The organism is Mucilaginibacter sp., assembly GCF_039935595.1.
In the GTDB taxonomy this organism is placed as follows: domain Bacteria; phylum Bacteroidota; class Bacteroidia; order Sphingobacteriales; family Sphingobacteriaceae; genus Mucilaginibacter.
The window spans coordinates 1-20,321 of the sequence record NZ_JBDTJZ010000192.1 but is presented as its reverse complement, the minus strand read 5'-3'; the positions used below and the strand labels follow the sequence as shown (position 1 = coordinate 20,321).

The 20,321-nt window shown below is 41.0% G+C and carries 25 protein-coding genes; 10 read left to right on the top strand and 15 right to left on the bottom strand.

Annotation, left to right across the window (positions count from 1 at the left end; all coding sequences use genetic code 11):
- Positions 1-328: 328 nt before the first annotated feature.
- Together ABI367_RS13200 and ABI367_RS13195 are read right to left on the bottom strand one after the other, a co-directional pair.
- A complete protein-coding gene (locus ABI367_RS13200) occupies positions 329-1,144 on the bottom strand; it encodes a hypothetical protein (RefSeq protein WP_462228224.1) in 816 nt (271 codons plus the stop codon).
- Positions 1,145-1,332: 188 nt separating this feature from the next.
- On the bottom strand, positions 1,333-2,424 hold the full coding sequence (locus ABI367_RS13195; RefSeq protein ID WP_462228223.1) for a beta-propeller domain-containing protein: 1,092 nt from the start codon (positions 2,422-2,424) through the stop codon (positions 1,333-1,335).
- A 678-nt stretch (positions 2,425-3,102) separates the two neighbouring features.
- Between ABI367_RS13195 and ABI367_RS13190 the strand changes: the two genes are divergently transcribed.
- The 5 genes from ABI367_RS13190 (at position 3,103) to ABI367_RS13170 (ending at position 6,780) form a co-directional block, all read left to right on the top strand.
- Positions 3,103-3,717, top strand: coding sequence for a hypothetical protein (locus ABI367_RS13190; protein ID WP_462228222.1), 615 nt, complete (start codon positions 3,103-3,105; stop codon positions 3,715-3,717).
- Positions 3,714-4,019 (top strand): winged helix-turn-helix domain-containing protein, encoded by a 306-nt coding sequence (locus tag ABI367_RS13185; RefSeq protein WP_462228221.1) that lies wholly within the window; start codon positions 3,714-3,716, stop codon positions 4,017-4,019. Before ABI367_RS13190 ends, ABI367_RS13185 begins: the two co-directional genes overlap by 4 nt.
- Positions 4,020-4,061: 42 nt before the next feature.
- Positions 4,062-5,417 carry a cell envelope integrity protein CreD gene (creD, locus tag ABI367_RS13180; protein ID WP_462228220.1) on the top strand — a complete coding sequence of 452 codons (1,356 nt, stop codon included), beginning with the start codon at positions 4,062-4,064 and terminating at the stop codon, positions 5,415-5,417.
- Between the two features lie 109 nt (positions 5,418-5,526).
- The gene (locus tag ABI367_RS13175) at positions 5,527-5,706 is read left to right on the top strand and encodes a hypothetical protein (protein WP_462228219.1); all 180 of its coding nucleotides are present in this window, start codon (positions 5,527-5,529) and stop codon (positions 5,704-5,706) included.
- 108 nt (positions 5,707-5,814) lie between these two features.
- Positions 5,815-6,780 carry a hypothetical protein gene (locus ABI367_RS13170; protein ID WP_462228218.1) on the top strand — a complete coding sequence of 322 codons (966 nt, stop codon included), beginning with the start codon at positions 5,815-5,817 and terminating at the stop codon, positions 6,778-6,780.
- A gap of 52 nt (positions 6,781-6,832) precedes the next feature.
- Here the strand turns inward: ABI367_RS13170 and ABI367_RS13165 are convergent, their stop codons facing one another.
- Positions 6,833-7,549: a hypothetical protein gene (locus ABI367_RS13165; protein WP_462228217.1), complete on the bottom strand. Its 717-nt coding sequence runs from the start codon at positions 7,547-7,549 to the stop codon at positions 6,833-6,835.
- Positions 7,550-7,604: 55 nt separating this feature from the next.
- Here ABI367_RS13165 and ABI367_RS13160 point away from each other — a divergent pair, with 55 nt between their 5' ends.
- Positions 7,605-8,312, top strand: a complete 708-nt coding sequence (locus ABI367_RS13160) for an SAM-dependent methyltransferase (protein ID WP_462228216.1) — start codon at positions 7,605-7,607, stop codon at positions 8,310-8,312.
- 3 nt (positions 8,313-8,315) lie between these two features.
- Positions 8,316-9,914 (top strand): FAD-dependent monooxygenase, encoded by a 1,599-nt coding sequence (locus ABI367_RS13155; RefSeq protein ID WP_462228215.1) that lies wholly within the window; start codon positions 8,316-8,318, stop codon positions 9,912-9,914.
- Positions 9,915-10,123: 209 nt separating this feature from the next.
- On the opposite strand, the gene ABI367_RS13150 is transcribed toward ABI367_RS13155, so the two are convergent.
- The 9 genes from ABI367_RS13150 to ABI367_RS13110 form a co-directional block, all read right to left on the bottom strand.
- Positions 10,124-10,822, bottom strand: coding sequence for a LytR/AlgR family response regulator transcription factor (locus tag ABI367_RS13150; protein ID WP_462228214.1), 699 nt, complete (start codon positions 10,820-10,822; stop codon positions 10,124-10,126).
- A gap of 5 nt (positions 10,823-10,827) precedes the next feature.
- Entirely contained in the window at positions 10,828-12,084 is a 1,257-nt protein-coding gene (locus ABI367_RS13145) for a sensor histidine kinase (RefSeq protein WP_462228213.1), read from the bottom strand.
- Positions 12,085-12,155: 71 nt separating this feature from the next.
- Positions 12,156-12,755 carry a MiaE family protein gene (locus ABI367_RS13140; RefSeq protein ID WP_462228212.1) on the bottom strand — a complete coding sequence of 200 codons (600 nt, stop codon included), beginning with the start codon at positions 12,753-12,755 and terminating at the stop codon, positions 12,156-12,158.
- A 16-nt stretch (positions 12,756-12,771) separates the two neighbouring features.
- On the bottom strand, positions 12,772-13,080 hold the full coding sequence (locus ABI367_RS13135) for a type II toxin-antitoxin system RelE/ParE family toxin (RefSeq protein WP_462228211.1): 309 nt from the start codon (positions 13,078-13,080) through the stop codon (positions 12,772-12,774).
- Complete coding sequence (locus ABI367_RS13130) at positions 13,077-13,253, bottom strand: hypothetical protein (RefSeq protein ID WP_462228210.1); 177 nt, start codon at positions 13,251-13,253, stop codon at positions 13,077-13,079. Before ABI367_RS13130 ends, ABI367_RS13135 begins: the two co-directional genes overlap by 4 nt.
- Before the next feature lie 27 nt (positions 13,254-13,280).
- Positions 13,281-13,856: a nicotinate (nicotinamide) nucleotide adenylyltransferase gene (nadD, locus tag ABI367_RS13125; protein ID WP_462228209.1), complete on the bottom strand. Its 576-nt coding sequence runs from the start codon at positions 13,854-13,856 to the stop codon at positions 13,281-13,283.
- A 41-nt stretch (positions 13,857-13,897) separates the two neighbouring features.
- Positions 13,898-14,269: a four helix bundle protein gene (locus tag ABI367_RS13120; RefSeq protein ID WP_462228208.1), complete on the bottom strand. Its 372-nt coding sequence runs from the start codon at positions 14,267-14,269 to the stop codon at positions 13,898-13,900.
- A 32-nt stretch (positions 14,270-14,301) separates the two neighbouring features.
- The gene (gene gmk / locus ABI367_RS13115; protein WP_462228207.1) at positions 14,302-14,895 is read right to left on the bottom strand and encodes a guanylate kinase; all 594 of its coding nucleotides are present in this window, start codon (positions 14,893-14,895) and stop codon (positions 14,302-14,304) included.
- Positions 14,896-14,943: 48 nt separating this feature from the next.
- Complete coding sequence (locus tag ABI367_RS13110) at positions 14,944-15,822, bottom strand: YicC/YloC family endoribonuclease (protein ID WP_462228206.1); 879 nt, start codon at positions 15,820-15,822, stop codon at positions 14,944-14,946.
- A 190-nt stretch (positions 15,823-16,012) separates the two neighbouring features.
- Here ABI367_RS13110 and ABI367_RS13105 point away from each other — a divergent pair, with 190 nt between their 5' ends.
- Positions 16,013-16,735: a hypothetical protein gene (locus tag ABI367_RS13105; RefSeq protein WP_462228205.1), complete on the top strand. Its 723-nt coding sequence runs from the start codon at positions 16,013-16,015 to the stop codon at positions 16,733-16,735.
- Between the two features lie 3 nt (positions 16,736-16,738).
- Here ABI367_RS13105 and rnc read toward each other — a convergent pair whose 3' ends face one another.
- The 3 genes from rnc to ABI367_RS13090 are packed head-to-tail and all read right to left on the bottom strand — an operon-like array spanning position 16,739 to position 18,981.
- On the bottom strand, positions 16,739-17,464 hold the full coding sequence (rnc, locus tag ABI367_RS13100; protein WP_462228204.1) for a ribonuclease III: 726 nt from the start codon (positions 17,462-17,464) through the stop codon (positions 16,739-16,741).
- Between the two features lie 5 nt (positions 17,465-17,469).
- Positions 17,470-18,723 (bottom strand): beta-ketoacyl-ACP synthase II, encoded by a 1,254-nt coding sequence (gene fabF, locus ABI367_RS13095; RefSeq protein WP_462228203.1) that lies wholly within the window; start codon positions 18,721-18,723, stop codon positions 17,470-17,472.
- A 21-nt stretch (positions 18,724-18,744) separates the two neighbouring features.
- Positions 18,745-18,981, bottom strand: a complete 237-nt coding sequence (locus tag ABI367_RS13090; RefSeq protein WP_008508386.1) for an acyl carrier protein — start codon at positions 18,979-18,981, stop codon at positions 18,745-18,747.
- A gap of 144 nt (positions 18,982-19,125) precedes the next feature.
- Here ABI367_RS13090 and ABI367_RS13085 point away from each other — a divergent pair, with 144 nt between their 5' ends.
- Both ABI367_RS13085 and ABI367_RS13080 read left to right on the top strand, forming a co-directional pair.
- On the top strand, positions 19,126-19,551 hold the full coding sequence (locus ABI367_RS13085) for an IPExxxVDY family protein (RefSeq protein ID WP_462258088.1): 426 nt from the start codon (positions 19,126-19,128) through the stop codon (positions 19,549-19,551).
- Between the two features lie 54 nt (positions 19,552-19,605).
- The coding region (locus ABI367_RS13080; RefSeq protein ID WP_462228201.1) for a pyruvate kinase at positions 19,606-20,321 on the top strand (716 nt) is incomplete at its 3' end.

The window sequence follows — 20,321 nt, the reverse complement described above, 5'->3', positions numbered from 1 at the left end:
AAAGTGTTAACCATAAAATACAACTGATTTTTGCTCAAGATAAACGTAACTCATCGTGTATTGAAATGCGCTATAGATAAATAATCTACCGGCATGTCCTGCGGGGGCACGAGAGGGGAGGCTTAAGCTGCTTTGCTGACGGTTTCTAACAAAAATCCGGTTCATGGAGCTCCCCGCGCGTCATCGCGAGCGGTAGCGTGGCGATCTCTGCATAAGCCAAGTACGATGCCGTTCCTGTTCTAAATTTAATGAAATGCCCCCGCTCCCGCAAGTTTATAACTCGTGGTTAAGCCAAGTATAAGCTTTCACCTTAACGGACAAAATATAGCTATTTTGCCAACTCATAATCTGCCGAAAAATCTGTTACGGCTGAAATTTTTGAGTTTACGGTTTCAATTGCGGCCTGCATACTGGCCATTGCTCTTTCGGCTGCTGCAGGGTCTGACGAGCCTTGAATAGCACCAATTCTAATAGTTGGTGGTGTTGAGCCGTTAACCCTTACCTGGTAGGTAAACTGGTTGCTTTGACCTATCTCGGTACTTAAATATTTAAGCGGGATAGACATTTCTACCGTATAAACTTTATTGATATCAAACTTTCCTGCCGCTTTAAATTCTTCTTCATTATAAATAGATAGGGTATCCAAATCGGGCACACCAGTTACTTTGATAAGTTTAAAATTATCGTCGAGTTTTTTATTATTAGCACGCATGGTCGAGTCGGCAGCTGCAGGCGAGGTATCCAGCACATAGCCTTTTCCAGCTGTTAGCCTGAATGAGTATAAACTACCCTTATTTACGGGATAAGTAATACTAACACCCCGTGTGCTTTTGTTTAGCTTATTTTTTACAGTAAACGTTATACCGCCGCGAACGATCCGGTTTATATCATCAGGCTCTGTTGCCTGTAATATTAAGTAGAGCTGTTTGTCGTCATTAGTTAAACTGTAAAACAGCCCGGTAGCCGGGTTATGTGCAGCAAAGGTGTTTTTAATCTCGGTGGATTTGCCGTCAATTTTAATATCGGCCGGCGCGCGCAAACTTAATTCCTGCTTGTTGGGCAGTTTTTGCGCATTTCCCTGAAAAGTTGCTAATAAAATGAGAGGTATAATTAAGCTATAGCCCGCAAATAAAATGTTTTTCATGTAAGGATAAGTTTAGGTTATTCTAAGGTAACTAAATTATTAGGGTAATATTGTGAAGACTATGATTTTTTAAAAAATATAGTGTTGAATTAATGCGCAAAGCGTTAATTAGTTCAATCTTGCAACTTCGTTTTAAAATACAGTGTTTGATGAAATAAAATGGGCCTGGTTACAAGATAGCATTACCATCAATGCTCAGATTGCCCCGGAATTTCGGGCATACCCGGGTCATCCAATATCTGCACCGCGGTAGCGTCGCCTATGTCTTTCCAATCATGCAGTACCCAAACTACTTTTTTGTCGGGCGTTACCTCTATCAATTGCGGGCCGTTACCCTTTTGCCCCCGCGAGGTAAAAATAGTATTGCCATTTGCCAGTCTGGTACAGGTTTGCGGTGCAGCCTTAAGCTGGTACTGGGCAGGCAGATCTGTTTTGCAATTAAACTCCCATACCGTTTCGCCTTTAGCATTTACTTCGCGTGTAAGCCAGTCTTTTTCATCATTAATCAGCGTGTTGCCATTTTTTAGCCTGATTGCCGCCCACGGCGAAGGAATGGTATATTTCCAGATCTCCTTAAAATCTTTATCATACTCTACTACCTGGTCCATATTAAGAAAAGATACCAGGTAGGTGCCCTGAGCGGTAACCCGGGCGCGCCTGAATTGTCCATGTATGCCGGATGGGTCCTGCGGGTTTTTATAAGGTAGCTCATGTTGTACCTCAACTTTGCCCGTTTTAATGTTGATAATTACCAATTTAGGGGGCAATCCGTTAACTACAAACATAATCCGGTCTAATCCAATTGGCTGGCAGGCATGTGTTTCGGTATGATCCATACCGTCCTTTGTGTTTAAATCATAGCGCCATATTACTTTTTTATCGGGCGTGATCTCGGCAAGGTATTTCATCCGGCTAAAAAGTATATTGCCATTTGAGAGCATCCAAACATCGTCATATTCCGGGCCCTTCCCGGTAGCGTATGTCCATATCACTTTTCCATCATTAATAAGCGACATCCGGTTGCAGTTTTCGCCGATATACAGCATGGGGTGTTGGGCCAGGCCATTTCCGGGTAAATTTGCAGGCGTTTCTTCTGTCGAATTTATCAAGGGTGCAAACTCTTCTTCGGAGGCCATAGCGGGTACATTAGCCGCGGTAAATAAGCTAAGTACATTTATACAAGGCGTTGCTTTTAACGCGTTTTTGGTTTTCTTTTGTGCAAAAACAAGGATAGAAGAAAATGCTAAAAGCAAAAAAAATAATATTTTAATGGGTTTCATAATTGGTTAGTTTATGCCGGGTAATATCAAGGTAGTAATAAGTTTTAAAATAGCAATACATTCCCTGTTCACGTAAATTTATAACCCGTACTTATCTTACTACTTGAGTAGTGTAAGACCCGAACGCCTCCGTGCGTCATTGCTGCGGTAGCGTGTCAATCTCTACATAAGCTAAGCACAATGTTATGTGGTAAATGACAGCATCCGCCGCTTCCCGATAGCTATCGGGACCGCGGAGGCTGTTACTTTACCTTAGATGCAAAGTAACCAAAACTTAGCGCAGCGATCTCATGAACTCCAATTAAAAACAAAACACAAGTGAATACATCAAGTCAGCAAAAAGGCTTCTTTGCCGCACGGGGCCTTTGCCCTGCATTTCAGTCAGAACCACGGGCTGCAATATTTTTGCCCCACTTCGTTCGCGCAATTGCCTACGCTTCAGCAAAAAGTTGCTATGCCCTTCCTGCCGCACAGTCCAACACGTTCTGCCTGCTCTCGCCCGAAGCTGCTTTGCTGACGGTTTCTACAAACAAATCCGTCTCATGCCCAACAGCTCACTACTCGTCATCGCGAGCGGTAGCGTGGCGATCTCTGCATAAGCTAAGCAATCTCCTTTCGTAAAATAAATTTGCAAACCTCCAAAATTATCCATTACTTTGAAATACAAAGTACTTTTACGTGAAAGAAAAAGAAATTCAGGACGAGCTTACCTCCATCCGCAGTTTGATGGAGCGTTCGGCAAAGTTTATTTCCCTTAGCGGGTTGGCGGGCATACTGGCCGGCATATATGCGCTTATTGGGGCGGTGGTTGCTTTTTATTTAATGCAGTCGCCAATTGATTATAGCAGCGTTACTTTTTTGCATTTATTAAATGTGCTGCCCGCGTTAATTAGCATTGCCTTAGCGGTATTGGTGGCATCAGTAGTAACGGCGGTGTACCTGGCGTACAAAAAGGCAGCGCGCAGGGGGCAGTCGGTTTGGGGTAGTGCCAGTAAGCAGTTGTTATTTTACATGGCGGTGCCGCTGCTTACCGGCGGTGTTTTAATGATCATATTTTTATACCGGGGGTATTTTGGCATAGTGGCGCCAACATCACTTATATTTTATGGGCTGGCTTTAATTGGCGCAAGTAATTTTACCTTTAGCGATGTAAAGTACCTGGGCCTTTGCGAGATTGTAATGGGCCTTATTACCGCCCTGTTGCCTGGTTACGGCCTGGTATTTTGGGCGTTGGGGTTTGGGGTGCTGCATATAGTTTATGGCAGTGTGATGTATTTAAAATATGACCGGTGAAGATACCTTTTGAAAAATTAGATAAAGCCTTTGAGAACCGCTTGCGTTTGCAAATTATGAGTGTATTGGTGGCTAACCAGCGGTATGATTTTAATTCGTTAAAAGAGTTGTTGGCTGTTACCGACGGTAACCTGGCATCGCACTTAAAGGGGTTAGAAAGGGAGGGATATATATTGGTTAATAAATCTTTTTTGGGGCGTAAACCCAATACCAATTATGAGGCTACTGATAAAGGAAAAACCGCTTTTAAAAACCATTTGGATACTTTGGAGCAGCTGATAAATCAACAGAAAATAAAATAATTTTTTTTACCCAATAACTTTGAAATGCAAAGTACTTTTTAAATGAAAACAATCATGGACGAACTGGAAAAATCACAAGGATTTATGACCTGGCTCAAGGAGTCGGTAACGGTTAAACTAATTTTTATTGGCGGCCTTATACTGGTGCTGCTTATCCCCTCATTAATGATACAGGGGCTTATAAACGAGCGCGAAACCCGGCGCGATGAGGTGGACAAAGATGTATCGACCACCTGGTCGGGCAGTCAGTTGGTGCAGGGGCCGGTATTAGTAATTCCGTACAAACGGCAGGTTAAAGAAAAAGTAGATAACCGTGAAACCATAAAGGAAGTAGTGGAAAATATTTACATCCTGCCCGATGCCCTGCACTATAAGGCGGTTATAAATGCCGAAAAGCTGCACCGGGGCATATTTAATACCGCCGTTTATAATACGCAGGTTAAAGTTTGGGGCGATTTTAGGACGGAGTTGAGCAAGCTATCAATTACACCATCGCAATTACTGCCTGCCAAAGCAACATTGGCTTTTAGCATAAGTGATTTGAAAGGGTTAAAGGCTAACCCGGTAATTATATCAGGAACACAACAGTTGCAGGCCGAGCCTTCTTTTAACGAGAAGGGGCTGTTTGCCAACGGCCTCATGGCCCGTATTAACCTAACCGGGGCCGATACTACAGCTATACCCTTTAATTTTACACTCGACCTGAAAGGCAGCCAGGAGCTTAGTTTTTTGCATACCGGCAAAACTACTGATGTGGAGGTTGTCGGCAACTGGCCCACCCCAAGCTTTATCGGCCGCTACTTACCCGATTACCGCAGCGTTACTGATAAGGGTTTTACCGCGCGGTGGCGCATGTTATATTTTAACCGCCCTTTTGCGCAGCAATGGGCCGCGGACGATACTCTGGTAAGCCGTATGCAAACCCATGACGATGCCCTGTTTGGCGTAAAGCTAAAGCTGCCGGTTGATGATTATCAGAAAACCATGCGCAGCAGCAAATACGGTATCCTGATTATACTGCTAACGTTTATTTCGCTTTTTCTTACCGAGATGATTAGCAAACAGCGAATACACTCCTTTAACTACGTGTTGATAGGGGCCGCTATGGTTATTTATTACACCCTGCTGCTTTCTTTTTCTGAGCAAGTGGGCTATAATTTGGCTTACCTGATAGCTTCGGTTGCAACCATAGCTTTGGTGGCCGTTTTTATAGCATCACTGTTAAAAAATAAAAAGCCCGCCCTGTTATTTGCCATTATACTGGCCATATTTTATGCGTTTATATATGTTATTATACAGTTAGAGGACCTGGCCCTGTTGATAGGCAGCATTGCTTTGTTTGTAATAGTATCCATATTGATGTATTTCTCCCGCAAAATAAACTGGGACAGAAATTAACACTAAAGGCAGGGCCTATTACCGGCCCTGCCTTTAAAACTTAATAATGATCTAACATGGTGTGGTAATTTTGTCCTATATTTATATTAATACCTGATAAGAGCATAATATGGACTTAGTTATAAATTACTGGTGGGTGGGCTTACTGGCGGTGGCAATAATCGCCTTGCTAATTTGGATAACCAGGCGCGACCAGCAGGATAAAAAGGAATTTGAACAGGAGATAATCCAATCAGATTTATTGCCCGAAAAGCACGACGATGAGCGTGATAAGGAGGTAAAACCATAGCAGGCATACGTGCCGCCATGGGGTTATTTTTTTCAGTTAATTGTGTAACATTCTTAATTCAAAATAGTCAAACTCGTAATAGTTGACTATTTAATCCGTTTTATTGGTATGAAACCCCTACAAGTATTCGCCGGGGTGGGCATGGCTTTGCTGCTCACTTCGATATCGTTTTCTCTTCGAGCCCAAAAATTAAATAACATACAGGAGGCCGGTGTTTGGGCCCCGCCAAAGGTTAAAATTGATGCCCGTTTAAACGAGTGGGGCGCTAACCTACAGGCATTTAACAAAACGGTGAGTGTAAATTATACCATAGCTAACGACGATAAAGACCTGTATGTGGTTATTAAAGCGGATGACCCAACCATCGCCAATAAAATTATTTCGGGTGGTATTAGCTTTACCATAAATACGGCGGGCAAAAAAACAGACAAGGAAGCCTATATAATTACTTTTCCTTATGTAACAGTTACCAGTTTGCGTAACCGAATGTCACAGTTTAGGTCGCAGCCGGGTGGTGCCCCCGGTGAGATGCCCGATTCGGCAGCTCTTGCCCAGATGCGTAAACAGGCCGTAACCACTTTTAAAGAGATAAAATTGGTAGGCTTTAAGGATATTGCCGATAGCGTGATATCTATTTATAACGAATATGGTATTAAAGCCGCTGCGGATTATGATGATAAAGGCGCTTTGATATGCGAATTGGCTATGCCGCTTAAATACATGAACTTAGCAGGAAGCACCGCGCCTTTTTCATATAACCTTAAACTAAACGGACTGGATATAACCGCCATGATGGCCAGCATGGGTATAAACAGGGACGATATGCCTCCTGGTGGTTTCGGCGGTGGTGGTCCGGGCGGCCCAGGTGGTGGCGGTGGTTTCGGCGGCGGTGGTGGCGGCTTCCGTGGCGGCGGCGGTTTTGGTGGCGGTGGCGGCGGTTTTCGCGGCGGCGGTCCGGGTGGCCCTGGCGGTGGTTTCGGCGGCGGCGGTATGCGCCGTGGTGGCATGGGCGATATGCAAAGCATGATAAGCCCTACCGATTTTTGGGCTACGTACACCCCGGCTAAAAAATAATTAAAATAAGGATGCAGCTATAGCAATAGTTGCATCCTTATGCATCATATCCTCAAGCAGCATCATATATATACTTCACCAAGCTGCGTTTAGTAACCGGTAGCAAAGTTTGTTCAAGCGGGAACGTTATATCGGTATGTACATAGTATACCGCCGGATTTGGTAAATGCCGGTATTGCTTAATAAGCTTAAGCTTTACAGCTTCGGGGGTATTAACCAGGCTTTGCTCATACGTATCAACCAGGTTAATATTAATGCCGCGGTATTTCTCGTCCTTATCCTCAAAAATGGTTATATGGTATTCATATACCCAATTGGTTTTATCCTTTCCGTTACGTAAATAAAAATAGCCACTATAAGGTATCAGCGGTACTATACCTACCGGGTCAATATTTAACCGGCTTTCTACAAAGTCATAAATCTCTTTGCCGGTTTGTATGGCAGGATCCATTTTATTTAGGGCATAGGCTATAATACGCTCAATCTCCAGCATAGTGCTGTCATCTTCAACCATTTTTTTGTAGGTAAGTTTAACAGCATCAATATCTGCCTGGTTAAGCCGCTGCGGAAAGGCTTGCTGTAGCATTACCTTGTTTTGTTTAAAATGGCGCAGGTTATTATAATGGTATATCAGATCGGTTAAATTGGGGTACAGTTTACTTTTATTAAAATGCAGGTTTATTTCCTGCAAATAGTCCAGCAGAATATATTTTTTATACTCAAAATCAATATTCCCTTCAATAAACCAGTTAATACCTAATGATTTCATTTTTCAATATCCTTTCATGCCCATTAAATTAAACAAAAATGAGCAATTTTGCAATATGCCCACCGGAACTCTTTATTTAATACCCGTACCGCTTGCCGAAGAGGCAGCGGCAAAGTCATTTACCCCTTTTTGGGTTGATACCATTAACCACATTAAAGAATATATTGTGGAGAATGAAAAAACCGCACGCCGCTTTTTAAAATTGGCCGGGTTAAAAACTCCGCAAAGCGACTTGGTAATACATGATTATGGTAAATACAGTCGCGATAGCATTAAATCGTTTTTTGTAGGATTAAATTCCGGGAAAGACGTAGGCCTAATGAGCGAAGCAGGTTGCCCCGGCGTTGCCGACCCCGGTGCCGAAATTGTAGCCGAAGCACATAAACGCAATATAAAAGTAGTGCCGCTGGTTGGCCCAAGCTCTATTTTGCTGGCGCTGATGGCATCCGGGTTTAACGGGCAAAGTTTTACCTTTCATGGTTATTTGCCTATTGATAAGGCACAGCGTAGCAAGCGCATTAAAGAGTTAGAGGGGTTGTCTGACAGGTTAAGCCAAACGCAAATATTTATTGAGACACCTTTCCGCAATAATCCTATGTTGGAGGAGATATTAAAAAGCGGGCACCCCAAAACCAAACTCTGTATTGCCTGTAATTTAACTGCGGTTGACGAAATTGTGCAAACCAAAACCATAGCCGAGTGGCAGGCCAACGTACCCGATCTGCATAAAAAGCCAACTATTTTCCTGTTATCACGTATTTAATAAATGGTATTAACCGGGCAACATACCAAAGTTTTAATAGTGGGCGCGGGCCCTACTGGATTGATGCTGGCCGCGCAATTATTACGTAATGGTGTGCAGCCTGTTATTATTGACAGCAAACAGGGGCCTACCAACCAATCGAAAGCTTTGGCGGTGCAGGCCCGGTCTATGGAGATTTACCGGCAGTTAGGTGTGGTTGACCGTATTATGCAAGGCGGCAAACACGCGGCCGGCGTATCGCTAAAGCAAGAAGGCAAAACCGTTGCTGAATTATCATTAGCCAATGTAGGAGAAACGCAAACGGCTTTTCCATTTGTAAACCTTTACCAGCAAAGTAAGAACGAACGACTGCTTCTTGATTTTTTAACGCAGCACTGCTGCCCGGTTTATTGGGACACTACGCTAACCAGCTTGATCCAAACCGAAAACATAGCAGAGGTGCAACTGCGATCAGCTGAAAAATCGGTATCACTTACCTGCGACTGGGTGGCCGGTGCCGATGGCGCACATAGCGAAGTACGTAAACAATTGGATATATCTTTTAACGGCGATACTTATCAGCATCATTTTTTCCTGGCGGATGTGGAGCTGGATAACCCGGCCCTGAAAAACGACATGGTGCAACTATATCTTTCAAAAAATGGGTTTGCCGGATTTTTCCCCATGCCGGAGGAAAATTGTTTCCGCATTATTGGCAACCTGCCCCGGTTGGTTGAAAGCGAGGCTGACCTTAAACTGGAAGATGTTTTGCCGCACCTTAACAGTATAACCCATTACACAGCTAACGTGGTGCATAATAACTGGTTCACTACTTATAAGCTGCATCACCGCATGGCTGATAAATTTAGGCAAGGGCGTTGCTTTCTGGTAGGCGACGCGGCGCATATACATTCGCCGGTTGGCGGCCAGGGCATGAATACGGGCTTGCAGGATGCTTATAATTTAGGATGGAAACTTGCAGGCGTAATAAATGGGCATATTAACGAAACTGTTTTAGACAGCTATGCAGCCGAGCGCATGCCTGTGGCTAAAGCCCTTTTAAATAGTACCGATAAAATATTTAATATCATCACATCAAGAAACTGGTTGGTGAGCCTGTTTAAAAAATGGATTATGCCGTCGCTGTTAAAACTTACCTGGCAGAACGATAACCTGCGCGAGGTTTTTTTTAAGCGGCTATCGCAGATCAATATCAACTATCGCGACAGCAAAATTAACCTGCACCTGAGTAATGCTACCCAAATAAAAGCCGGCGACAGGATGCCTTATTTTAAGGTGTTTGACGAGAAAAAGCAACAAGAAACCGACCTGCATGAATGGTGCGCCAAGCCAGGCTTTACACTCATAGTGTTGGGTAACTTAAAAGAGCTGGATCTTTTTACTTTAGTTAAATGGATAACGCAAAACTATGCCGGGCAAATCAACTTTTTCTACCTGCCGCCATCACTTAAAAACCAGGATATTTTTGATGCTTTTGAAATAAACGAGGGTAAAAAGAAAGCGCTTATTGTTCGCCCCGATATGCACATAGGATTTATTAATGATGTGGTAGATATTGATATGATGGATAACTACTTTAAAACCATAGTGGGCTTAAAATAAATAAAGCGCCCCGTCTTGCACGGAACGCTTAAACCAATCACAACTTATTTGGAGGGGTATTAAATATACTGCATTGCGTTGTAAATAATGCAGAGGTATAGGGGTATTTCGCAAATTTCAAATTAAAGGTGAGTTTATTTTTTTATTTGACTTAATGTGTGTCGGTGAATAGGCTTTTTGTGTCGACGGGTTTTAATGTAGTTTTCCAGTTACTTTTTAAGCCAGTTTTTTATAACATCAAAATAAGTATCGCTTATAGGTATTTGCATATCGCCTATATAAGCTTTTCGGTTTTGTACAGCTTTAACCTTATTAATAGCCACAATATAGCTGCGGTGTACACGCTGAAAACCATCAGCCGGTAGCTTTTCCAATATCTTTTTTAAAGGCATGAGGGTAAGTATGGTAGGCAGATTATGGCGGTGTATCTTTATATAGTCTTCCATGCTTTCTATATATTCAATATCTTTCAGGTCTATCCTCACCATTCGGTACTCCGAATAAACATACAGACTAGCCGCATTTTCATCTGCAACGGTACTGTTTTTATATTTATAATAATCTATGGCTTTTTCAACTGCTTTTGAAAAACGATTAAAATCAATAGGCTTTAATAAATAATCAAGTGCTTCCAGTTCAAAACCCTCAAACGCGTAATTTTTATAAGCCGTAGTAAATATAACCATAGGCTTTTTTTCTAATGCCCTAACCAGTTCAACACCGGTTATGTCGGGCATGTTGATATCAACAAATAATAAATCAACCGCGCCGGTTTTTAAAAACTCAGCGCCTGATAACGCGTCATCAAAAGTGTGCAGCAATTGCAGGGCGGGTATGCGGGCAACATAGTTTTTTATTAACTCTAACGCCAAAGGTTCGTCATCAATAGCTATACATTTTAACTGCATATAATTTATGATTGAAGCGTTAAGTTAACCTTATACTCTTTATTATCGTTTTCAATATTCAAAACGTATTTGCCGGGGTACAAATGTTCAAGGCGTTGCACGGTGTTCTTTATACCAATACCGGTACTTGGGTTTTCGGTTTCGCCTTTGTTTATAAATACCATGTTTTCGCAAACAAACGCAATGTTTAAATCCGACACTTCAATTTTGATGTATATAGGCGAATGTTCCCTTTTACTGATACCGTATTTAAAAACATTTTCAACAAACGTCATCATCACCAAAGGGGCTATTATTTTATTTGCAGGGTCGCCTGTTACAGTAAATTCAATTGGCGAGTTTTTGCCTATACGTAATCGTTGTAATTCAATATAATCATTTATACAATCTATCTCACTTTGCAGCGGTACAAAATCGTGCGTTACATCATCCGTAACATAACGCATAATGTTTGATAGTTTCATTACGCTATCCGCGGCGTTGGCGCTGCCTGTTAATATAAGCGAATAAATATTATTTAACGTGTTAAACAAAAAGTGCGGATTTATCTGGGCCTTTAAAAACGATAATTCGGCACTGGCCTTATCAGCTTCGGCTTGCGCTATCCTACGCTCGGTAAGCTTCCATTGTTGTACGGTTTTTGAAGCCGTGCTTAATGCCATAATCAATATAAATATAAATAAGCTGGTAAAATCTATATGATACCAAAACTGTCCCTGGCCGCGTCCGCCCCATTCGCCTGAACCACGTCCACCCGGACCACGCCCTTCAGGTCGACGTTCACCCTGACCAAATCCACCTGGCCTACGTTGACCAGGCCCAAATCTATCTGCACCGCGTTGACCTATGATTGTGGAGTCTTTCTTTTCAATTCCTGTTCCCCACTGTTCAGGTCGCCACCAAATCCTGCCATTTTTTGGTTGTTCCGCAAGTTGCTCTATTATCCAGTGGTTAAAATTAGCGCGCATTAATCTGTCAAATGGCTTCAAAAAATAAACGGAGGCAAATAGCAATAATAATATGAAGCTGTACTGAATGTACTTCCTTTTTAAAAGTAAACGGGGTATTAAAAAATAAACGTTTATATAAAAAAGCGCAATATAGGTAAAGCAAAAAAGCCAATAAGAAGAGTCTTTTAAAACCCATAAAGAATTGCCGGGACTGCTATCAGGCCCACCATTTAAAAACAATAGCGGCAACGCCATAAATAACAGCCAGCCTGCAACATGTATTATTATTCTAAAAATCTTAAATCTTGACATATTGCAAAGCAACGTCATTACAACTATCTAACTATCAATGTATCGGTAGGCAACCTAAGTGTATAGATGAATCAGCCATGAATGGTTTCTTGCTTGCCATAGTTTTGTATCACCTGCGCCTCGTAAGCTAAAAATTCTTTCCAGCGTTTATCTACATCAATGTTGTCGGCATGCTTTTTGGCCAGGTTAATAAACGTGGTGTAGTGTGTAGCCTCGCTTATCATCAGTTCATGATAAAACGCGGATAGCCCGGCATCGTTAATATTTTCAGATAATACTTTAAAACGCTCGCAGCTGCGGGCCTCTATCATGGCCGAAAACAGCAGGCGGTCTATCAGCTGCGCTTCCCGGCCGCCGCCAATAATAATAAACTTACGCAGCTCATTCACATAATCGTCTTTGCGTTCGCGACCTAATATATACCCCCGCGCCAATATAATTTCATGTACACGGTTAAAGTGGTCCATTTCTTCCTGCGCCAGGGCCACCATTTGCCGCACCAGGTCAGACAGGTTGGGGTTTTGTACAATAAGGGTAATGGCGTTGGTTGCAGCTTTTTGCTCGCAGTAGGCGTGATCGATAAGCAATTCTTCAATATTGCTTTCTACCACGTTTTTTACCCAAATAGGGTCGGTAGGTAATTGCAGTTTTAAAATTGTTTTTTCGCTCACGACGCAAATATAGCGGTTAATCGGTGTCGGTAAAAGCCGGATTATTGCTAATGGAACGGGCGTGGTGATGGATGGTAAGGATGTTGATTTCCTCGGCACTTACAAGCCTGTACACAATTTTGTAATTTTGGAAAATCAACTCATATACCTCGTGAGTTTTTAACTCCATTGATTTTTTTCCTAAAAAAGGTTGATGGTATAATTTATTGATGACAAGTTCTATTTTTTTACGTTCAAGTAAAGCATACTTAACCGAATCGCGTTTTATATAATTATAAATTTCTCTCAGATCAGCTTTAGCAATTTTTGAGAATATAATTTTCACCACGAATCCATTTCCTTTTTAACATTTTCCCAATCTTCTCCTTCGCCATTAGCAATTTGCTCCATAGCTAACTCCAGCTTTTGAAGTAAAATAATTTCGCCAACAATATCATCTACCGTAAACGTATCGGGCATGTGGTCCACTAACTGATGTACTTTCTCTTTAGTAAGCATAAATACTCCTTTTTATAAAGTTAGCAATTATCTGCTATACAAACTCTTGCTCTCAATAAATTTTAAAACAGGGTCGGGCACAAAGTATTGCACATTCTTTTTTTCGGCGATGGATTTACGAATAAAAGTTGCCGAAAGTTCCATCTGTGGCGTCATGGTAATGGTTACGGATGGGTGCGAGGCCAGCTCGGCATTTTCATAACCCGGGCGCGGGTAAACGTATATGCGGTAATCGCGCAGTATGAGCTTATAATTTTTCCATTTAGGTAATGACACCAGGTTATCAGATCCCATTATCAATGCAAATTCATGCTCGGGATATTGTTCCTTTAAATAAGTAAGCGTATCAATGGTGTACGATGGTTGGGGCAATTTCAACTCTACATCGCTCACCACAATGTTTTGGGCATTATCGGTAGCCAGACGGGCCATCTCCAGCCTGTCGTATGTATTAATAAGATCTCCGTATTTTTTAAGTGGGTTTTGGGGCGATACCACCAGCCAAACTTTATCAAGCGTGGTATGGTTGGCCAGATAGTTAGCTATAATTAAATGGCCAATATGTATAGGATTAAATGAACCGAAAAGTAATCCTATTTTCATCAGTTTAATTCAGTTTGCAGTTTTCAGTTAATAGTTGGCAGTCATTGTCCCGCGCCAAATTTTCCGGGGTTATTTATCATGTATTGAACTAATTTGCCTACTTCATCAGATAATGCAAATAATCCATCATAAATTTCATTAGTTATGTATCCACACTCCTTAGCAAAAGTTAACCAACCTTGTGTTTCGCTATTTTCCATATCTACATCAGTAAGTTTACTGATAAAATGATTTGGGTATTTTCGTTTTCTATATGCTTCAACGGTGCAAATATTTGTAGAACGTGACGATCTTCTTATTTGATCTGTTAATGAATATGTTTCTTCTTTTGGGAATTGCTTAGTAACTACAAATATCTCCATTGCAAGGCGGAAGCTTTTTTGATACAATAACAAATCTTTATAATTACCCATATTACTGCATACTGCAAACCGGTAACTGCAAACTACTTAGCAATAAAATGTTTAACCAATATTTCTGCTTCGTTGCACGCCGTTTGAAGATCGTAATTTTTTAGTATAATATCAAATTTAGGGGCGTAATTCAACTCTTTTTCGGCTTTTTTAAAACGCTCTTTCAGCTTTTCGGGGCTATCTGTGCCGCGGCCAATCAATCTTTCCTTCAATACCTCTAACGATGGTGGCTGCACAAATATAGCAAGCGCGTTACCGTCGTATTTGCGTTTAAGGTGCAGGCCCCCTTCTACATCAATATCAAATATTACCGTTTTACCTTTTTTCCATATCCGTTCAATCTCTGTACGCAGGGTGCCATAAAAGGTGCCGCTGTATACTTCTTCAAACTCAACAAATTGTTTGTTAGCTATCAGGTGCAAAAACTCTTCTTTGCTTATAAAATGATAGGCTTTATCATTTTGCTCATTTCCACGAGGATCGCGCGTGGTAGCCGAAACAGAAAACTCCAACTGAGGGAATTTAGTAAGCAGGTGCTGTACTATGGTGGTTTTTCCGGCTCCTGATGGTGCAGAGAATATGATGAGTTTGCCTTCCTGGCTCATAGTTAATAGTTCATGGTTCATGGTAATGATTGATAGTTGCTATGAACTATGAACCATCAACTATGAACTTTATAAAACATTCAGTAATTGTTCTTTTATTTTTTCAAGCTCCTCCTTCATCCCTACCACCAGCTTCTGTATATCAGCATCATTGGCTTTTGAGCCAAGGGTATTTATTTCGCGCCCTATCTCCTGCGATATGAAACCCAGTTTTTTACCATTGGCGTCATCATTTTTAAGGGTTTCTACAAAATAATCACAATGAGCCCTTAGGCGGGTTTTTTCTTCGGTAATATCCAGCTTATCAATATAATATATCAGCTCCTGCTCAAAGCGATTTTGGTCAATAGCTTCGCGGCCAATGGCATCGCTTAAAAACTGATTCAAGCGTTCGCGTATTACAGGTACACGTTTAGGTTCATGCACCTCAACCAATTTTAAGTTATCTAAAATAATACCTATGCGCATTTTAACATCCTGCTCCAAAACTCTCCCCTCATCGGCCCTGAACTGTTGAAACGCGGCCATAGCCTGTTTAAAAGTATTTTCAACCACCTTCCATTCATCTTCTGATATGGTCTCCTCACCGTATTTTACTACTTCGGGTAGGCCCAGTGCCAGTTGTAGCAGGTTATTTGCGGGTTCATTCAAATCATTACTTACGGCTTTTAGCTGGGTATAGTAATGTTTTAACAACTCGGTATCAATGCCTGCAGCCGCTTTTAGGGTACTGCCGGCTTGCTCAACGTTAATTGACAGGTTTACTTTGCCGCGCTCAATTTGTTTACTACAGTCATTACGCAACTGAAACTCTTTCTCCGAAAAAATTTTGGGCAGCCTTAATGAAAGTTCAAGAAATTTGCTGTTAAGAGATTTTATCTCAACGGTGTACTTTAAGTTGCCTGAGTCAAAACTGGCAATTCCATACCCTGTCATGGATTTTATCATGTGCAAAGATAATATTTTTAGAGATTAGAGGTTAGTGATTAGTTAATCAGTCATTAGTTAACTGATAATTGTTGAGCTTGATATATGTTTAACTATTTATACTAATTTCTTATTACTAATTACTAATCACAAAAAATTACGTTTGCAATAAAAAACAATGTGTAAATTTGATATTCTATTTAGTTTTTAAATGTATTTCCGCGGTATTTTTTTGTTCTTTTTTTGTAGCTGTATTACCTTTTGCGCGGGCGCGCAACAGCTATTTACGGTAAGCGGCACCATATATAAAAAAAGCTATAACGAGCGCGTTGCCCAGGTAAGTATAACCAATACGGGCCGTAAAACAGCAACCACCAGTAATGATCAGGGTGTATTTCATATACAGGCTGCCAAAGGCGATACCCTGTTATTTAAAAAGGACGAGTTTACCACCCAGTTTTTTGTAATATTTGGTGAGTATGATATTAATATATATATGCTGCCGGTTATTGCACTTAAAGAAGTTACCATTAGGGAGCAGAGCCGGAAACAGGAATTAAATGATGCGCTTGGCCAGTACCGTAAACAAGGTTCATTTTATAACGGAAAACCCACGGCTTTATCCTTTTTGTCATCCCCGTTAACCGGGATGTATGAATTATTTGGAAAAGGACCTAAGCAGGCGCGCCATTTTAAACAATATTCAAAAGACGAGCTGGAGCAGTTAGAGATCAATAAAAAGTATAACAGTGCAATTGTAAAGCAAATTACCAATATGCCTGATGAGGATATAGAAAGCTTTATGCATACGTTTACTCCGTCGTATGAAGAGGTTAAGGGATGGAATGACTATGATGTGATCAATTACATCAAAAAATCATACGAATATTTTCAAGCCAATAAAGCTCAATTGAAAGTGGAAAAGCTGTATTAAGCTTTAAATACCTAATGCTTCGCAAGCTTTTTCAGCGGCCAGTTTTTCTGCGTTTTTTTTGTTGAATTCTTTTCCCTGGCCCATTACTTCGCCATCAACACTGGCTTGTACGGTAAATAATTTGACATTTTCGCCGTCGTCATTACCAATCAGGTCAAAAGATACATCCTTGCCGTGGCGCTGGCACCATTCAATTAATTTGCTTTTAAAGTTGGTTTCGGTTTGCTCAAGAGTGTGTATATCAATATGCGATTTAATGATGTGGTTTACCAGAAAGTTACGTGTAAAATTGTAGCCCTTATCTAAATAAACGGCCCCAATTAAGGCTTCAAAGGCATCGCCTAATAATGAGCCCTGGCGCGATGAGCCTAATACGCGGCTATCATATTCAATCAGGCCTTCAAAACCAAGTTTCCGTGCTAGTTGGTTAAGGTTTATACGGCTCACAATTTTTGAGCGGAGCTCAGTTAAAAACCCCTCATCCTCATACGGATACAGCTTAAAAAGCACTTCGGCAACTACGCTGCCCAATACGGCATCGCCTAAAAACTCCAGGCGTTCGTTACTGTTTTTTACACCTTTTTTTACGTTTTGCGCTACAGATTTATGCCTGAACGCCAAACGGTACAATGATAAATTGCCTGGCACAAAGCCAAGCAAATTTTTTAAAACCTTAACGTACTTTCTGTGCGGAGATAAATATAATTTGTATAACCGGCTAACAGGCATACACTTTAATCTTCGTATTTTTTAAAAATTACAGAAGCATTATGGCCTCCAAACCCAAATCCGTTGCTCTGCACTACATTAACCTCGCGTTTTTGAGCCTTGTTAAATGTAAAATTTATACGCGGATCAAACATCGGATCGTCAGTAAAGTGGTTAATAGTTGGCGGAACGATATTGTTATTTAAAGCCAATATAGCTGCAATAGCCTCAATAGCGCCGGCGGCACCCAGTAAGTGCCCCGTCATTGATTTTGTTGAACTGATATTTATTTTAAAAATATCATCGCCATATACCTGCTGTATAGCTTTAATTTCCTGCGGGTCGCCAATAGGGGTTGATGTACCGTGCACATTTACATAATCAATATCTGATGGATTTATGCCGGCATCCTGCAATGCAGCTTTCATTACCAGCGCCGCGCCCAATCCTTCCGGGTGCGGGGCCGTCATGTGGTAAGCGTCGGCACTCATGCCGCCGCCAATCATTTCGGCATAAATTTTAGCGCCTCGTGCTTTTGCGTGTTCCAGTTCTTCTAAAATAATGGTACCGGCACCTTCGCCGGCAACAAAGCCATCTCGATTAAGGTCAAAGGGTCTTGAAGCTGTTGCCGGGTCATCATTACGGGTTGATATGGCATGCATGGCATTAAAACCACCAATACCTGCTTCGTTAATAATAGCTTCAGATCCGCCACTGATAAACATATTAGCTTTACCCAGGCGGATATAGTTAAATGAATCAATTAACGAATTGTTGGATGAAGCACAGGCAGACACCGTAGTATAATTGGGACCTCGCAAACCATATTTAATAGAGATATGGCCGGGAGCTATATCTGCTATCATTTTAGGAATAAAGAATGGGTTAAACCGTGGTGTTCCGTCGCCCTTGGCAAAGTTTATAACTTCGTCCAAAAAGGTTTTTAAACCGCCAATGCCTGATCCCCAGATACAGCCTATACGGCTGGTATCCAGTTTTTCAAAATTTAACCCCGCGTCTTTTACGGCTTCTTCTGTAGCAAATAACGCGTATTGAACAAACTGGTCCAGTTTACGCGCGTCTTTCCTTCCAAAAAAAGCATCAGCATCAAAGTTTTTAACCTCGCATGCAAATTTTGTTTTGAACAGTGATGTATCAAAACTTTTAATTAAGGCAGCACCACTTACTCCATTGATCAACCCGTTCCAGTACTCTGCAACGTTATTACCAATAGGAGTAAGTGCTCCAAGCCCGGTTACTACAACTCTTTTAAACTCCATTTAATCAAATTAAGGGAGTTTTTATTTAACGTTTTTTTCAAGGTAAGCAATCGCTTGTCCTACAGTACCGATAGTTTCAGCCTGATCGTCAGGAATAGCCACGTTAAATTCTTTTTCAAACTCCATGATAAGTTCCACGGTGTCTAACGAGTCGGCACCAAGGTCGTTGGTGAAGCTTGCTTCTGGTGTAACTTCACTTTCGTCAACTCCCAATTTTTCTACGATTATAGCTTTTACTCTTGAAGCGATATCAGACATAGTATTATAATTTAATGATTAATAATTTCAGTGCAAAGAAAAATAAATTCTATCAAATAACAAATCTAAAACTTTTTAGTTGTTAGCGTAATAAATTTTATTCATAACGGTTTATCTATTTGTATTTTTACCGGCGCAAATGTAATGATTTTGAACAGGAAATTTTTAAAGTTTGAGATCGATCTTGATTTTGTGCTAATTGCGGTCACAACGTCGTTAAAAGATTATCGGGTTTGTTACCTTATTAACAAGTATCTGAATTTTAATTTTATTAAAACCGACGATCTTGGCGTGGATATTTACCCGGGAGCCGAGCCTGTATATTTCTCTTTATACATTTATAATTGGGAAGCCAATGAAACAGATTTCTTTTTTATAGCCAACAAGGGTTCTGACGGCTATCTTATTCCTGAAATGAAAAAGGCCGATTATTTTTTTATGATCAAAAATTATATTGATGATACCGACCTTGAAAAATTAATTTCAGGGCTAAATCATATACCCGAAATTGTTGCTGCTGTAAAGATTGATCCAAAAAAAATAAAATCACGTGAAAATCTTCTATTTTAGCGGAAAATTTGTAAGTGTTATTTAGACACTAACAATCAGTATAAACTGATAACTATGAAATTATCTTATAACCGAACTAAAATTGTTGCCACCATGGGTCCCGCGTCTGCAAATAAAGACGTTTTATTGGCGATGATCAAGGCTGGTGTCAATGTTTGCCGTCTTAATTTTTCGCATGGAAAGCCACAGGATCATAAAAAATTTATCGACCTTATTCGGGAGATCAATGATCAGCATAAAACAAATGTAGCTATACTGGCCGATTTACAAGGGCCAAAAATAAGGATAGGTTTAGTAAAAGATGGTGGTATTCATCTGGTAAACGGCACGCGCATTAACATAACAACGCATGAATGTATTGGTGACGATCACCGTATATATATTACTTACGATACCTTTCCGCAGGATGTGCAGGCCAATGAAATTATTTTATTGGATGACGGAAAGATACAGATGCGGGTGATTGAGACCAATAAAAAGGATACCGTGCTTTGCGAAATAGTACATGGTGGTATTTTAACATCACGTAAAGGCGTTAACCTGCCAAATACCAAGGTTTCTATCCCCAGCTTAACTGAAGAGGACCTGGAGAATCTTAAATATGCTTTAGATTGGGATGTAGATTGGATAGGGCTTTCATTTGTTCGTAACGCCGATGACATCACTGATCTAAAACGCATTATCAGCCAAAGCGGCAAAGCCGCAAGGGTTATCGCTAAAATTGAAAAGCCGGAAGCCATTGATAATATTGACGCTATTATTGCCGCTAC